The following is a 17167-nucleotide window of genomic DNA, read 5'->3' on the forward strand; positions in this document are numbered from 1 at the left end:
TTCTATTTCAGGAATAAGACCATGTGCTGCTCATCTAAGTATCGGCCATCCAGTTTTAGAGCTCTTTTCTCTTCACCAAAAACTTCAAATCCAATTGATTGATATAATCGTTTAGCTGATTTATTAGTAGAGACCACAGTTAAATTGATTTGTTCAACATCAGTCCATTCTTTGGCCTTATTAATTGCCTCAGAAATCAGTTTGTTGCCTAGACCTGTTCCCCTATATTCTGGTAAAACATACATAGCAAATATATTGGCTCGATGCTTTAGTTTCAATTTTGTTTCTTTTACAAGCGTCACGACACCTACTAATATATCACATTCAAATGCACCAAATGTTAATGAGTAGTCAGATTGCAGTCTACTTCTAAAGAAATCAAGCGGGCGCTCCTTTTCTTCCTCATAGCTGGAGCCAAAAGCTTCAGGAGCATTTTGTAAAGATTCTAACCTTATCACACGGTATTGTTCCGCATCGTACTCCGTTAATTGTCTTATAGCCATAATTACTAATGAACTCCCTTATGATTTTTTCCTTACTTCACCCTATCAATGAATTCAATACCCCTAAGGAAAAGGGAAAACAGCCGATTGTTGAAATCGGCTGCTTGTTTATTCTATTAAACTGGGTTTACCGCATGTTTACGGTGCGTGAAAATTTGTTGTTTACTGCTGTATGCCTCTAATCTCTGTAGTAATTCTTTTCGAAGATCGTTCGGTTGCACAATGCCATCCACAATCATTTCAGACGCTAGTCGGTAAATATCAATATCTTGCTTATACTCTTCACGTTTCAGTTGAATGAAATCATTTCTCTCTTCTACTGGAAGCTCTTTAATTTTATTTGCGTATACCGCATTGACTGCAGCCTCGGGACCCATAACTGCAATGGAAGCTGTAGGTAGTGCTAAACAGCAATCTGGTTCGAATGCAGGGCCCGCCATCGCATAAAGTCCAGCTCCATAAGCTTTTCTAACCACGACCGAAATTTTTGGAACTGTTGCCTCACTCATGGCAGAAATCATTTTTGCACCGTGACGAATGATTCCTGCTTGCTCTACCTTCGTACCAATCATAAATCCTGGAATGTCAGCTAGGAACAATAAAGGAATATTGAAGGCATCACAAAGTGAAATGAATTTTGCTGCTTTATCTGCTGAATCATGGAATAGGACTCCACCCTTGACTCGTGGTTGGTTAGCGATAATACCGATTGGCTTTCCTTCCATTCTTGCAAGACCTGTGATCAATTCAGGAGCGAATAGTTTCTTAATTTCACAAAAACTATCTTCATCTATAATTCTTTCAATTAAATCCTGCATATTGAAAGGAGCATTCTGATTTTGTGGAATGATTTCTTCTAAAGATTTCTCAAATGATTTGATGTCTCTGGATGGAGCTACTGGCGCTCTTTCCCCATAATTCGCTGGAAAGTAGGCAAGGTATTTACGCGCAAAAGAAATAGCTTCTTCCTCAGACTTCACAAGCACGTCCCCACAACCAGAAACGGAACAGTGCATTTTTGCTCCACCCATTTCTTCTTCCGTTACCTTTTCTCCAATAACCATTTCAGCCATACGTGGGGAACCAAGATACATGGAAGCATTTCCATCCACCATCACAACGATGTCACAAAATGCAGGAATATAAGCTCCACCAGCTGCAGATGGACCGAACAATAGACAAACTTGAGGGACACGTCCAGAAAGCTTCACTTGATTATAAAAGATTCTCCCTGCACCACGACGTCCTGGGAACATTTCGATTTGGTCGGTGATTCGAGCTCCAGCTGAGTCTACTAAATAAAGCATCGGTACATTTAATTTTTCCGCTGTTTCTTGGATACGGATGATTTTTTCTACCGTTCTGGATCCCCAAGATCCGGCTTTAACAGTTGAGTCATTCGCCATCACACATACAGTCTGCCCGTTTATTTTCCCAATTCCAGTGACTACTCCATCTGCTGGAAGGCCATCGCTCATGCAATTGGCAAAAAACGCATCCTCTACTTGAACACCCTCATCAAATAATAATTCCAAGCGTTCACGAACAAATAATTTTCCTTTTTCAGCATTTTTATCGTGGTATTTACTTGCCCCACCTTGTTTGATTTTTTCAACTCTTTGAAGAAGCTGTTCTTGTATGGTCATAGCTTGAATCTCCTTCCCATTATTCGCCTTTATAAACAGGCTGTCGTTTTTCTTTAAATGCTTGAAGTCCTTCTAGTCGATCTTTAGTTGGGATAGTCACTCCATAGCATAATTCTTCAATTTTCATACCAGTACTTATATCTGTTTGCATCCCTTGATTGATTGCTTTTTTAGCTTGCTGTAAAGCAATCGGAGCATTCTTGGCAATTTCTTTAGCTAAATTCATAGTTTCAGAAGAAAGATTCCTATCTGGAACAGCAACGTTTACTAGTCCTATGTCTTGGGCTTCAATTGCAGAAATTCTACGAGCCGTATATATGAGCTCCTTCGCCTTTGGAATTCCAATAAGACGTGGTAATCTTTGAGTCCCACCAGCACCTGGAATGATACCAAGAGACGTCTCCGTCAGTCCCATTTTTGCTCCTTGTGCTGCAATGCGGATATCACACGCAAGGGCAAGTTCCAATCCACCACCAAATGCCGCGCCATTAATAGAAGCGATTACCGGATGAGGTAACTTTTCGATAGAAGTGATACATTCCCCAATAAGAGCCACTGTCTGTTTGACTTCCGTGACATTCATGGTCGCCCTCTCTCTTAAATCAGCTCCTGCACAAAAGGCTTTCTCACCTGCACCTGTTATGACGATGCAGCGAATGGCTGTTTCAAAGGAAAGCCCATGCAGCAGCTCTTTAAGCTCCGATAATAATTGGCGCGATAGTGCGTTTGCTGCTTCTGGACGATTTAAAGTTATCGTTACGATTCCATGTTCATCAGTTACATGATTAATACAACTTGTCATGTGTGAAACCTCCTGTGTTGCTTTGACAACAAATTACTTACAAGTCGAGCTATGTACATGCATCGTATGGCTATTAAGTGGTTTAAGCAATTTAGATTGGATTGTCATAGCACTCTCAATTAGTTTTGATTCATCAACCCCTGTCTCATAGCCCATTTCGTGTAGCATATGGACAAGATCGTCAGTGGCAACATTTCCTGAAGCGCCTGGTGCATACGGACAGCCACCTAATCCACCAAGTGAAGAATCAAAGATGGTGATTCCCATCTCTATGGACTTTACAATATTCGCTAAAGCCATCCCTCTTGTATCGTGAAAATGGAGTGCAAGACGACCAGCATCATAACGTTTCAACAAAACGGACAACACTTCTTCTACCTGTCTTGGATTGGCTACACCGATGGTATCTCCAAGAGAAATCTCATGAATTCCCTGATCAAAAAGCGTGTCGCAAACTGATATGACAGATTCCAGATTCACTTTTCCTTCGTACGGACAGCCAAATACCGTAGACACATATCCACGAGCGGTTTTACCATTTTCTAAAATTCCATTGACTACTTCATTTATCACAGGAAATGTATCTTGAATGGATTTATTAATATTTTTTAAATTGTGGCTCTCACTAGCTGACATAAATACAGATAGTTCATCAAGGTTAGTAGTTAACGCAGTCTCAAGTCCTTTCATATTGGGCACGAGAGCGGCATACGTTACCTGTTCTTCTTTATGAAAACCTTTTGCAACTTGAAGTGCATCCGCAAGTTGTGGTATCCATTTTGGATGGACGAAGGAGGTAACTTCAATATAGGAAAGACCAGTTTTGGACAAAGAATCAATCCATGAAATTTTATCTTCTGTTTCAATCATGACTTTTTCATTTTGAAGACCGTCACGAGGACCAACTTCTTTAATGATGATTTTCTTAGACTTCCCCATGTTTGTACCTCCTTGTCGTAAAAATTATTCTATAATAGCTAAAACATCGCCTTCGTTAACAAAATCGCCTTCATTTACTTTTAGCTCTGCAACTGTTCCAGAACCTTCTGCAGCAATGGGAATTTCCATTTTCATAGATTCCAAGATAATTAGATCTTGACCATCTACTACACTATCACCCACAGCCACTACGATTTTCCAAACACTACCTGCCATGCTTGCTTTAATTTCTGTCATTTTGTTTTGCCTCCTAAGTTGTACTTGTTTTTGTTTTATTATAGTATTTGCTAACAAATGCCGTAGTCGTGTCTGCTCCCTTGAATGCATCATGGGAGATGACTTCTTTTAACATTGGAATATTGGTCTTAATTCCTTCTACTACGTAATTTGATAATGCTTCTTCCATTAATTCGATAGCTTCATCTCTTGTAGCACCGTGAACAATCATTTTAGCAATCATTGGGTCGTAAAATGGGCTTACCGTTGAAGAACCATGGACTGCCAATTCATGTCGAGCTTTTTCAGGAACTGTTAGGGAAGTGATTTTTCCTGGAGATGGGTAAAAAGTTACCGGATCTTCAGCATAAATTCTTACTTCAATAGCATGCCCATTAAGATTGATCTGCTCTTGAGTAAACTCTAGTTTTTCACCATTAGCCACCTTGATTTGTTGTTCAACTAAATCAAGACCAGTGATTTCTTCCGTTACGGGATGTTCGACTTGAAGACGAGTATTCATCTCAAGGAAATAGTAATTTTTCTGTTCATCCACTAAGAACTCAATCGTTCCAGCGTTTTCGTACCCAATTGCTTTTGATGCCTTTACTGCTGCTTCTCCCATTTTCTTTCGAGTTTCTGAATCTAGGAATGCAGATGGTGCCTCTTCAACAACTTTTTGATTACGCCTTTGGATCGAACATTCACGTTCCCAAAGGTACAATGTATTACCATACGAATCTGCTAAAATTTGAATCTCAATATGACGAGGATTTTCAATAAGCTTTTCAATAAACATCGCTCCGTCACCAAAGAACATTTCAGCACGCTTTTTATTGCCGTCGAATGCCTTACGTAGCTCATCTTCATTGAAGACCGCTTGCATCCCAATGCCGCCTCCACCTGAAGAAGCCTTTAGCATGACAGGATAACCCATTTTTTCAGCATGTAATGCCGCTTCATCCGCATCAGCAATTGCAGTTGAAATACCTGGTACTAATGGAAGGCCAGCTGCCTCCATTGTTTTTCTTGCTTCGATTTTTTTCCCCATCATGTTTACAACGTCAGGTGAAGGTCCGATAAAAATGATGCCTTCGTCCTTACATTTTGTAGCAAACGTAGTATTCTCACTTAAAAAACCATATCCAGGATGGACTGCATCACAATTAGCTTCCTTGGCTACAGCGAGAATCTTATCACTCTGTAAATAACTATCTTGTGCACGAGGTCCACCTATGCAATAGGCTTCATCTGCTTCTTTTACAAAAGGAGCATCCGCATCTGCTTCAGAGTAGACTGCAACAGAAATGATACCTAATTTTTTACAAGTACGAATGACACGTGAAGCGATTTCGCCACGATTGGCAACTAATAATTTCTGAATCATGCTGTACATTCCTCCTCAATTTGCATTTATTAATTCCATAGACTGTTCGCGAAGCTTGAATTTTTGAATTTTCCCACTAGCTGTCATAGGATAATCGCTTGTAAATTCGATATAACGCGGGATTTTATGTCGAGAGATTTTCCCATCACAAAACTCTTTCATTTCTTCAACCGTCGCCGTTTGTCCTTCTTTAAGAATGATCCACGCCATAACTTCCTCGCCATATTTAGAATCAGGCACACCAACTACTTGAACATCGAGCACTTTAGGATGTTGATATAAGAATTCTTCAATTTCTCTTGGATAGATGTTTTCCCCACCACGAATAATCATATCTTTCAATCGACCAGTTATTTTACAATATCCGTTTTCATCCATGACAGCTAAGTCACCAGTATGTAACCATCCTTCTTCGTCAATCGCTTCACGTGTAGCATCCGGATTATTATAATAACCTTTCATGACATGATAGCCACGAGTACATAACTCACCCTGTGTCCCAAAAGGAACTTCCTGGTTTGTGCCTGGCTCAACGATTTTCACTTCAACGTTTGGAAGAGCCTTTCCTACAGAGGCTACTCTGAGCTCAATCGGATCGTCTGTTCTCGTCTGCGTGATAACAGGTGAAGCCTCAGTCTGACCATATGCGATGGTGATTTCTTTAGCTCCCATCTTTTCAACGACAGCCTTCATGACTTCAATTGGGCAATTTGAACCCGCCATAATACCTGTCCGTAGGTGTGACAAATCGTATTCCTGGAATTCCTCAAGGTTCAATTCAGCTATGAACATCGTTGGTACCCCATGTAGTCCAGTACATTTTTCATCCTGTACTGTTTTAAGGACTGTACGAGGATTAAACTCTTGTACAGGCACCATCGTTGCTCCTACAGAAACACAAGCCATCGTTCCGAGAACACACCCAAAGCAATGGAAAAATGGTACCGGGATACAAAGTCGATCTTCGTCTGTCAATTTCATACAGCTAGCAATGTTGTACCCATTATTCACGATGTTACTATGTGTAAGCATAACTCCCTTTGGAAATCCAGTTGTTCCAGAGGTGTACTGCATATTGATGACATCATCAGGATGAAGAGTTTCCATTCTGAAATCCAATTCTTCCTCTGAAACTCCATTACCTAAGGTCATTACATCTTCCCAACTGAAAGTACCTGGATAACTATTTTCTCCAAGGACAATTACGTTTTTCAGTTTAGGAAGTTTACTGCTCATTAATTTACCAGGCTCTGAATCCTTTAGCTCTGGAATGATATCGTATAACGTATCGATATATGAATGTTCTTTGAAGGATTCCATTAATATCAATGTGGAGGAGTCCGATTGTTGTAGCAGATATTGAAGTTCTGCTGATCGATAGTTGGTATTTACCGTTACAAGGACTGCACCCATTTTTCCTGTTGAAAACTGGGAGATGAGCCATTCTGGAGTATTCGTTGCCCATATAGCAACATGGTCGCCTTTTTCAATTCCTAAAGACATAAAACCACGGGCAGCCTTTCTACACACATTGTCAAACTCTTTATATGTATAACGCAAATTGCGATCTGCATAGACAACTGCTTCATGATTAGGCTGTCTGTCAGCTACATCCTCAAGTAATTTACCTACCGTGATATTCAACAAATTGGACATGATTGCTCCTCCTTTATTCTTGTAAAAACGAAAGGGATAAGGGATACACCCTATACCCCTTTCGATTAATGAAACATTTTAAAATGTAATCGATTAATCTAGGATGGGAGTTTATTCATGTTGACTTTTTTAACTTAACAGCCAAGTTGTCTTGCGATTACTAATCTTTGAACCTCTGAAGTTCCTTCTCCAATTTCTAGTAACTTAGCATCACGTAAGAATCTCTCAACCTCGTATTCTCTCATGTATCCATAGCCACCATGAATTTGGATTGCTTGATTACAAGCGCGGAATGCCATTTCAGAAGCGAAAAGTTTCGCATAAGCGGATTCCTTCGTAAAGTTCTTTCCTTGATCCTTCAACCAAGCTGCTTTGTAAACCATTGTTCTTGCTAAGTCAATCTCCATTGCCATGTCTGCCAATTTGAATTGGATGGCTTGGAAGTTAGAAATAGATTTGCCGAACTGTACTCTTTCTTTAGAGTAAGCAAGCGCTCGCTCAAAGGCTGCTTGTGCCAAACCTACCGCTAGGGCAGCAATTGAGATTCTTCCACCGTCTAATGTATAAAGGAATTGCTTGAACCCTTTTTCTGGGTCTCCTAAAATATTCTCCTTCGGTACTCTAACATCCTGCAAAATAATTTCAGAAGTATTGGAAGCACGAACTCCCATTTTGTCGTAGTTGCTAGTAATTTTTAATCCAGGCGTGTTTGTAGGCACAAGGAATGCAGAAATAATATTTTTGCCTCTTTCGTCTTTCCCTGTTACAGCTGTAACTGTGATTGTCTCCGCATAACCTGCATTGGTAATCCAGCATTTTTCGCCATTGATTACATACTCATCACCGTCTAACACTGCTCTTGTACGCGTTCCACCTGCATCAGATCCAGCATTAGGTTCAGTCAAACCGAATGATGCCAATGCTTTACCGCTAGCTAGAGGAACTAGGAATTTTTGTTTTTGTTCTTCTGTACCAAAGTAATAAATCGGCGATGCTCCAAGGGAAACAGCTGCAGCATAGCTTAGACCAGTTCCGCCACAAGCCTTACCAATCTCTTCTACTGCAATTGCATATGAAATCGTATCTCCACCAGAACCACCGTATTGTTCTGGGAACGGAATTCCTAACAAACCAAGTTCTCCCATTTGTTTAAAAACTTCTTCTGGGAAACGAGAATCTCTGTCAAGATCAATTGCTATAGGTTTAATTTCTTTTTCAGCGAAATCCGCTACCATTTCTTTAATCATTTGTTGTTCTTTAGTTAATTCAAAAATCATTTTATATCCCCCTTAGTTTTTGCAAGACCGACTAGTTGGTCTGTCCTGCACATAATTGTTTGTAAGCGCTTTATATAGAATGGGTATTGGAATTAACCAAACGGTATTTCTGGTAGTCTGGACAATCTCTTGCCTGTTCGGTCCATAATGACTGTAGAACAATGTCAGAAAAGATATTGGCAATTTCTTCAATCGATTTTCCACCATCTACCCTATACCATTTGTAGGTCCAGTTCACCATTCCTAGAATGGACATTCCTGTAATCTCAATTGGAAGTTCTTTTCGAAATTCCCCTTTTTCTCTACCTTCTTCGATAACCTTGAAAAGTAAATCCCTATACTGATCACGCTTTTTTTTAATCACTTGAATATATTGCGGTTTAAGATACATACTCTCTTGATAAAAAACAGAAATATGAGGTTTATAGAGGTGAAACACTTTTACAAATGATTGTATGATACTCTGAAGTTTTTCTGTGGGGCTTTGACTGGTTGCTAGTGCTTCTTGAGCTTTATTTAATACATATGAAATAAAGTAATCATGAATGACATAAAGGAGTTCATCTTTCGATTGGAAATGATGATAAAATCCCCCTTTAGAGGTTCCACTTTCTTGAACAATTTGATGGACAGAGACTCCATGATATCCATGCTGTTCAAAAAGACGCAGTGCTGTATCAATGATTTTATCCTTAAGTTCCGTAGCAATATTCCTCCAATCAATTAAATAAAATTAAAAAGTTAAATAACCATGATTTGATTTTAACAGACAATTTAAAATTGTCAATTTATATATGGAATCGCTTTCAAAAATATAGCTCCCAGAAAAGTCTTCAGTAGAGCTTTACTGGGAGCATTTGTAATTAACTCTTTTTTACTAAATATTGCCGGGGTGTACCTGCATATACTGTTTTTTGAAATTCTGGATATATCGATTGATAGTGAACATAAATCGGGAAATCTAAGAACCATGGAAAGAAATGAAAAAACGTTTCATCAGCATGGAAGATTGCGGAAAAAGCCAGTGGAAGTTCGCGTTCAAATATCAAGAATCGAACTTTTGCATTATTGTAATCGAATTCTCCACCACTTATATACACCTTTGCTTGTAATGAATATTCACCGTGATTAGGTCTCCACTCAGCCAACACTTCGTCCCTCAAATGAGGGTTGATTTTCCCCCAATCATAGTCACACCCGATACTTACAAATAATTCACCAGTCGTATCTGAATGTGTCATTGTGTACTTCCTTCCATCAACTGGAGAATAAGGGGTTGCTGGAGGTATAAATGTAGTATTCAACTTTTCTGGATTAAATGTAGACATGGCAAGTGACTCCTTTCTTTTGAAAGTTTCCCTTGCCCTATCATATGATGTTTGCCTAATTTTGGTTAATCAAACCATCATTTATGTCTTTTTAGTTCCCTGAATTTTACTTTTTCAAGTACCCATTTGCCATTTGTGTAAAACCAAAGCGATTCTATGTCTCCAATCCCGTCTGCATGATAGGCTCCGCTAATTCTTTGTATCCCTTTTAATCCTAATCCTGATAGTGTCCCAGTAATTTTCATATTAGAATATGGATCGACCATAAGCTCTGAAAGTTCACTAAGTTTCCCATCGTTATATAGTCCAAGTCGATCATAATCTTCTTTTCTGTTAGACAAATCAATGTTGTATTCTTTTTTATTTGAAAGTTTGATAATCGCCTTATATCCATCTATAAAGTATGCTTCCACTTGTACTGGTGGTGGCACAGTTAAATCTACAAATTCCCTGTCTTTATAGGCGTACAAGTCATTCTGCACAATCCCTCCGCTGCCACCGGTCTGTATAGAAACAAATACATCCTTACACCCATCATGATTTATGTCAGCGAATTGCACAGTAGGCTCATATCCACTTCCTACAAGTACTGTTTTCTCTCCACCTTCGCTATATTGGACTTTTAAGAAGATTTCTTTTAAGTAGCTTGCAGTTTCATCATATGGAATACCGATTAGAGAAACAGTATCTTTTTTCCCATCACATGTTACATTTTCTTTTTTTATCACTAATGTTTTAGGTTCCACTTGCCCTGCTTTGATTTCAGGAACTGGATGTGCGAAAAAGAAACCAAATGAAATTATAGGAATTATAATGTTAATTATTTTCATTTCCTGGCCCTTTCAAATTGAAATAGAGATGGAATTAATGTTTCCATTTTTACTGGATTTATCCTTTCAATTCACTTAAAATCCCTACATTTGTAAAAAAAGCGAATTGGAGTTGGGACTAAAATGTGACTTGAGTTAGAATAAAACCAGTAAAGGACAAAACCAGGAAGATATATATTAATACATTAATAGTTTTTGAATTTTTGTATATCCTTAACTGTTCATAAAAGAAACCGCAATAATCCTATTTTTTATTACATCTTATGAATTGAATAAAAATCCATCCCGTCAAATTCCTTAAAATCATCTGGTGGTGAAACAATAGAATATTGTCTTTTCATTCCTATTTTCTCTAATACCTTTACTGACGAAATGTTTTGAGGGAAAACGGTTGTTACAATTTCATTTAAATTTAGCGTATCAAAACCAAAGTCTATCAGTGATAGTGCTGCCTCTGTTGCAAGCCCTCTACCCCTAAAATCCTTTCGGATGCCATAATAGAGTTCTATCTTCGAAGTATCCAAGTCAAATGGCCCTAATCCACAATAACCAATTAAACAATTCTCATCCTTGTGTACAATTCCAAGATTAAGTTTTAAGATGTTTTCCAATGTATTCTTTTCATTACAATCAATGGACCATTTTACTATTCCTTCTACTTGTTTAATGGATGGTGGGCTTTCGGGTATAAAATCATAAAAACTAGGTTCTTTCACTACTTCATATATATCATCAACATCTGTTATTTGGTATGGTCTAATGGTTAGCCTATTAGTTTTAATGAGTAAATTTTTAAAATCAAATTTAGTTAACAATTAATTTTTTCATCCTTTCTAAATTTCATGGCTATTTTTAATTTTTCATTGCCTAACAAAATCTTTTTAGCTCTAGAAAAAGATCCATAACGTCTATCTACATCTAAAAGGAAATCGCTTAAAATAGATAAATTTTTAAACATTATATTATATAAAAAGATAATGGAAATTTTTGTAACACCTTATTTGAGTATAACACCATTTGGTCAGCTTCTATTGAATTAATGAAAATATATTTGATCGATATGAGAAAATACAAAATGATAAAGCTCTCATTTTTCAAAAAAAAACGAGTTTATTGAGTTGGTTCGCAATTTTAGGCAAATAAAAACGCATGGACATTATTGCGATCCCATGCGTTTTTGATTTATACATCTTTTGTTATTTTTCTTGCATTTTTGAGTGTGAATTTTCACCAAAGTATTGAACTAACTTACTCTTAATAGATTTATGATTCAGTTTGTTCTGTTTTTTTATGAACTTTGGACACTTGTGTAATTGGACCTGAGTCACTTTCGTCAAAAATGAAGGAACCATTGGAATATCGGTCACTAAATTTCAGTTCAACCATTGGTATTTCTAGGATTTGTCCTTTTTCAGTCATGACGGTAATGACATCAGTTTGATTTACTATTTCTATTCCAGAAATTCTATGTGGATTGTTTTTTAATTCACGAAGCATCAAGACACCACGTTTTGCACGTGTTGTTTTCTCAAATTCTGAAAGTTTTACTCTCTTGATTGCTCCTCGCTGAGTAGTAACTACGATGGATTGATTTTGTTCATCAATAATTTTTCCACTAACTACAAAATCGTCATCTTTTAGGTTCATCCCTTTGACACCTGCTGCACGAGCTCCAATAGGGCTAATTTCTTCTTCTTTAAACCAAAGTCCGTAACCTAATCTACTAGCTAGGAAGATTTCCTTATTTCCATCCGTAACATGAACGTCGATAAGTTCATCCTCATCTTTTAAATTAATCGCGACAAGTGGTTTAGAATATCGTTGCGCCTTATATAAGGACAATTCTGATTTCTTCACCATTCCATTCTTCGTAATAAACAATAAGAATTGAGGCTGTTCGAAGTCTTGGATAGGAATCGCTTTCACAATATTTTCATCTCTGTCAATTGGGATGATATTGGCAATGTGCTGACCTATATCTTTCCAACGAATGTCAGGAAGCTGGTGAACTGGGCAATATAAATAATTCCCTTTGTTCGTAAAGAGGAGGATAACATCCTTCGTATTCATTTCATATTGGAAACGGATCGTATCTGTATCCTTCATTCCATAGTCTTGGCCACCAGATGCGGCAAATGATCTTAGGCTTGTCCGTTTAATATAGCCTTCTTTTGTCACAGTGACCAATACGTCCTCACTTGCCACCATAACATCCAAATTGATTTTGATTTCTTCAATTTCCTCTTCAATTTTAGAAAGCCGAACATCATTGAACTGTTTTTTTACGCCTTTTAATTCACTTTTAATTACTGAAAGGAGCTTTTTCTCACTTTCGAGAATGGATAGTAGCTCAGCAATTTTGTTTTTCAGTTCTTCCGCTTCTTCTTGGAGAGCTGTAATATCTGTATTAGTTAAACGGTATAACTGTAAAGATACAATAGCTTCCGCTTGAGGTTCCGTAAAACTGAACTTAGCCATTAAGTTATTTTTCGCGTCGCGCTTGTCATTGGATGCTCTGATTGCGGCAATAACTTCATCTAAGATGGATAATGCTTTCATTAACCCTTCAACAATGTGTTCACGATCGCGAGCTTTCTGTAACTCATATTTAGATCGGTTTGTAACGACTTCCTTCCGATGATCAATATATGCATCCAATAGTTCTCGAAGTCCCATGAGTGTTGGACGTTTTTTATGGATTGCCACCATATTGAAGTTATAAGTAACTTGAAGATCGGTATTTTTATAAAGAAAATAAAGAACGCCATCTGCATCCGCTTCTTTTTTCAAATCGACTACGATTCTAAGTCCGGTGCGATCCGTTTCATCGCGTATTTCAGAAATGCCTTCCACTTTTCTGTCTAACCGTAGTTCATCCATCTTCTTCACAAGGTTAGCCTTGTTCACTTCGAAGGGAATTTCAGTGATTACAATCTGTTGTTTACCGCCGCGAACATCTTCGATTGCAGCTTTTCCACGGATAATAATTTTTCCCTTACCCGTTTCATATGCTTTTTTAATTCCTTCTATCCCTTGAATGATTCCTCCAGTCGGGAAGTCTGGACCTTTTATGACGGTCATTAATTCATCAACCGTACTCTTTGGATGATCCATTCGCATGATAGCAGCATCGATGACCTCCCCAAGCTGGTGAGGAGGAATTTCTGTTGCATAACCTGCCGATATACCTGTTGAACCATTTACTAATAGATTCGGATACATCGCAGGCAAGACCACTGGTTCACTGGATGTATCGTCAAAGTTTGGAATAAAATCCACTGTTCTTTTTTCGATATCACGTAAAAGCTCACCTGAAATGGAGGACAGGCGAGCTTCTGTATAACGCATTGCGGCTGGTGGATCTCCGTCGATACTACCATTGTTACCATGCATTTCTACTAACAGCTTACGTAGCTTCCAATCCTGACTCATACGTACCATCGCGTCATAAACAGAAGAGTCTCCATGAGGATGGTAATTACCAATTACATTACCAACTGTCTTGGCCGACTTCCTGAACCCTTTTTCATGTGTATTCCCTTCAACATGCATTGCATAAAGGATACGACGTTGTACTGGTTTCAATCCATCTCGTGCATCTGGCAGTGCACGGTCTTGGATAATATATTTACTATATCGACCAAATCGGTCGCCTAACACTTCCTCCAAGGGGAGATCTCGGAATTTTTCCATTGATGACATGTTATTAGACCTCCTCCGTGATGATCATATTCTGGTTATCTAATATATTTGAATCTTCTTCCATGCCAAAGGCAACATGTGACTCAATCCATTTTCTACGAGGCTCAACTTTATCGCCCATTAAAGTGGATACACGTCTTTCTGCACGTGCTGCGTCATCAATTCTTACCCTGATTAACGTTCTAGTTTCTGGGTTCATTGTAGTATCCCAAAGCTGATCTGCATTCATTTCTCCAAGTCCTTTATACCTTTGGATAATATAGCCTTTACCCACTTTTTTGATGGTACCTTGAAGTTCATCATCATTCCAAGCATACTCAATGACTTCTTTTTTCCCTGTTCCTTTACTAACTTTGTAAAGAGGAGGTAGCGCGATAAAAATCTTTCCTTCTTCAATCAATGGTCTCATATATCGATAAAAGAATGTTAATAACAGAACTTGAATATGCGCACCATCCGTATCGGCATCAGTCATTATTACAATTTTGTCATAATTGATATCCTCAACGTTAAAATCAGGACCGACTCCACCACCAATAGCATGAATAATGGTGTTGATTTCCTCATTTTTAAAGATATCAGAAAGTTTGGCTTTCTCCGTATTTATAACTTTACCTCTCAATGGTAATACAGCCTGGAACTTACGATCTCGCCCTTGTTTAGCCGAGCCACCTGCAGAATCACCCTCGACAAGATACAATTCATTTTTTTGTGGGTTTCTGGATTGCGCAGGTGTTAATTTACCAGATAGAATGGAATCCGATTTTTTTCTCTTCTTTCCACTTCTTGCATCTTCCCGTGCTTTTCTCGCCGCTTCACGTGCTTGAAACGCCTTTATTGATTTTTTTATTAGCAAGGAAGCTGTTTCTGGATTTTCTTGAAGAAAATACGCTAAATGTTCAGATACAATTGAATCTACACTGGAGCGTGCTTCACTAGTTCCAAGTTTACTTTTTGTCTGACCTTCAAATTGAAGCAACTCTTCAGGAATTCTTACGGAAATGATGGCAGCCAATCCCTCACGGATATCGGTACCTTCGAGATTTTTATCCTTTTCCTTTAGCAATCCTGTTTTACGTGCATACTCATTGAACACACGTGTCATAGCTGTCTTAGAGCCAATTTCATGTGTTCCTCCATCTTTTGTTCTAACATTATTTACAAAGCTTAAGACGTTATCTGAGTAGCCATCGTTAAATTGGAATGCAAAATCTAGCTCAATTCCGTTTTGCTCACCTTCAAAGCTAACTACAGGATGAAGAGTTTCTTTGTCCTCATTTAAGTATTGAACAAAAGCTTCAATCCCATTTTCATAATGGAAAATTTCATGCTGTCCATCACGCTCATCAATTAACTCAATTTTCATCCCTTTCATTAAGAAAGCAGATTCTCTCAAGCGTTCGGATAAGGTCTCAAAGTTAAATGTGGTAGTTGAGAAGATCGTTGCATCCGGTTTGAAATGGATAGTCGTCCCCGTCGATTTGCTTGTCCCAACTTTTTCAAGAGTAGTTACGGGTTTACCGCCATTCTCGAAGCGTTGTTTATATAAATTCCCGTCTCTTTTAATGGTAACATCAAGCCATACAGAAAGTGCATTCACTACCGAAGCACCTACACCATGCAAACCACCGCTCGTTTTATACCCACCCTGTCCAAACTTCCCTCCGGCATGCAGGACAGTCAAAATAACCTCTGGGGTTGGTTTGCCGAGCTTATGCATTCCAGTAGGCATACCTCTTCCCTTATCGACTACACTAATACTATTGTCTTTATGTATTTTTACGATAATCGTGTCGCCATGTCCAGCTAGCGCTTCATCGATAGAATTATCTACAATCTCATAAACAAGGTGATGGAGACCTCTTGCATCCGTACTACCGATATACATCCCAGGTCGTTTACGTACTGCCTCTAATCCTTCCAACACCTGAATGGCATCGTCGTTATATTCAATGGTTTTTGTATTCCTAGCCACTGACATTCCCCTTTCTTACTAAACATCCCTACTCGTCTTAGTTTTTTATTTCTTCCTAAGACTCTGAGCCATACTTCATTGTAAATACTATTTATCAAAAGTTATATTTTCATTATACCACACAAAGAACAAGTGTTCGTGTTTTCAATTGACCAAAAGATCGGATTCACAAAATCCTTGTTTTCAATGGTAAAGTCTATGACTTATTGTATCGTTAAAAATTTTTTTCGCAAATAATCTTTTTATTCGTTTTAGTAAATTTTATTGAAAATATAGTCATTTTTTGGAGCTGTCTCCCATTTTCCCAATCCAATCAACATAGTACATAAATTAACAAATGCCCCATTAATTGCAAAATTCCACCTAAAAAAACAAGGATAAACTATTGAAGCTCATCCTTGTTCACTTTCCTTATTTAGTTAAAGCATGCTCCACTTTAATGCAACGGTCCATGATGACTGTATAGCCTTTATTCTTAAGGAATTGAAAAGCTTCTTCATTTTCCACCCCTAATTGTGCCCAGAATACGTCTGCATCAATTTCGGCAAATTCTTTTGCCAGCTCTGGGAGGGCTTCAGATCTTCTAAAAATATTAACAATATCAATATGTCCTTCAATGTCTTTTAAAGAAGCTACCGCTTTTTCTCCCAATGCTTCCTTAATCGTTGGATTAACAGGAATGATTTCGTACCCATTATCCTGCATGGCTTTCGAAACCATGTATGAAGTTCTATCAGGATTATCTGACAAGCCAACTACAGCAATGCGTTTAGAAGCTTTTAAGATTTTCCCCATTTCTTCTCTAGTCGGATTATTTATCATAACAATCATCCTTTCCTTTTTTTAGCCATTATACCCACTCAATAAATTGCAAAGCTATTAGGACCTAATTGATTAGGCATTTTT

General features: G+C 38.1%; 15 protein-coding genes. All 15 read right to left on the reverse strand.

What is annotated here, in order from left to right; translation table 11 throughout:
* Positions 1 to 2: 2 nt before the first annotated feature.
* Entirely contained in the window at positions 3 to 503 is a 501-nt protein-coding gene (locus DBX25_RS02820) for a GNAT family N-acetyltransferase (RefSeq protein WP_108669253.1), read from the reverse strand.
* Positions 504 to 619: 116 nt separating this feature from the next.
* Positions 620 to 2149, reverse strand: a complete 1530-nt coding sequence (locus DBX25_RS02825) for an acyl-CoA carboxylase subunit beta (RefSeq protein WP_108669254.1) — start codon at positions 2147 to 2149, stop codon at positions 620 to 622.
* Positions 2150 to 2168: 19 nt separating this feature from the next.
* Positions 2169 to 2951 carry an enoyl-CoA hydratase gene (locus DBX25_RS02830; protein ID WP_108669255.1) on the reverse strand — a complete coding sequence of 261 codons (783 nt, stop codon included), beginning with the start codon at positions 2949 to 2951 and terminating at the stop codon, positions 2169 to 2171.
* 33 nt (positions 2952 to 2984) lie between these two features.
* Positions 2985 to 3890, reverse strand: a complete 906-nt coding sequence (locus DBX25_RS02835; protein WP_108669256.1) for a hydroxymethylglutaryl-CoA lyase — start codon at positions 3888 to 3890, stop codon at positions 2985 to 2987.
* 24 nt (positions 3891 to 3914) lie between these two features.
* Positions 3915 to 4127, reverse strand: coding sequence for an acetyl-CoA carboxylase biotin carboxyl carrier protein subunit (locus DBX25_RS02840; RefSeq protein WP_108669257.1), 213 nt, complete (start codon positions 4125 to 4127; stop codon positions 3915 to 3917).
* Between the two features lie 13 nt (positions 4128 to 4140).
* A complete protein-coding gene (locus DBX25_RS02845) occupies positions 4141 to 5493 on the reverse strand; it encodes an acetyl-CoA carboxylase biotin carboxylase subunit (RefSeq protein WP_108669258.1) in 1353 nt (450 codons plus the stop codon).
* Between the two features lie 15 nt (positions 5494 to 5508).
* Complete coding sequence (locus DBX25_RS02850) at positions 5509 to 7149, reverse strand: AMP-binding protein (protein ID WP_108669259.1); 1641 nt, start codon at positions 7147 to 7149, stop codon at positions 5509 to 5511.
* 134 nt (positions 7150 to 7283) lie between these two features.
* Positions 7284 to 8426 (reverse strand): acyl-CoA dehydrogenase, encoded by a 1143-nt coding sequence (locus DBX25_RS02855; protein ID WP_108669260.1) that lies wholly within the window; start codon positions 8424 to 8426, stop codon positions 7284 to 7286.
* 70 nt (positions 8427 to 8496) lie between these two features.
* Positions 8497 to 9135 (reverse strand): TetR/AcrR family transcriptional regulator, encoded by a 639-nt coding sequence (locus tag DBX25_RS02860; RefSeq protein WP_108669261.1) that lies wholly within the window; start codon positions 9133 to 9135, stop codon positions 8497 to 8499.
* Positions 9136 to 9289: 154 nt separating this feature from the next.
* A complete protein-coding gene (locus DBX25_RS02865; protein WP_108669262.1) occupies positions 9290 to 9754 on the reverse strand; it encodes a staygreen family protein in 465 nt (154 codons plus the stop codon).
* Positions 9755 to 9831: 77 nt separating this feature from the next.
* Positions 9832 to 10584, reverse strand: coding sequence for a hypothetical protein (locus DBX25_RS02870; protein ID WP_108669263.1), 753 nt, complete (start codon positions 10582 to 10584; stop codon positions 9832 to 9834).
* Positions 10585 to 10838: 254 nt separating this feature from the next.
* Entirely contained in the window at positions 10839 to 11399 is a 561-nt protein-coding gene (locus DBX25_RS02875; protein WP_108669264.1) for a GNAT family N-acetyltransferase, read from the reverse strand.
* Between the two features lie 448 nt (positions 11400 to 11847).
* Positions 11848 to 14286: a DNA topoisomerase IV subunit A gene (gene parC / locus DBX25_RS02880; protein WP_108669265.1), complete on the reverse strand. Its 2439-nt coding sequence runs from the start codon at positions 14284 to 14286 to the stop codon at positions 11848 to 11850.
* 4 nt (positions 14287 to 14290) lie between these two features.
* Positions 14291 to 16267: a DNA topoisomerase IV subunit B gene (parE, locus tag DBX25_RS02885; protein WP_205685170.1), complete on the reverse strand. Its 1977-nt coding sequence runs from the start codon at positions 16265 to 16267 to the stop codon at positions 14291 to 14293.
* Between the two features lie 405 nt (positions 16268 to 16672).
* Positions 16673 to 17092 carry a CoA-binding protein gene (locus DBX25_RS02890; protein ID WP_108669267.1) on the reverse strand — a complete coding sequence of 140 codons (420 nt, stop codon included), beginning with the start codon at positions 17090 to 17092 and terminating at the stop codon, positions 16673 to 16675.
* Between the last annotated feature and the right edge of the window lie 75 nt (positions 17093 to 17167).

Origin of the sequence: Peribacillus acanthi (assembly GCF_003073175.1) — a bacterium.
GTDB lineage: Bacteria > Bacillota > Bacilli > Bacillales > DSM-1321 > Bacillus_BN > Bacillus_BN acanthi.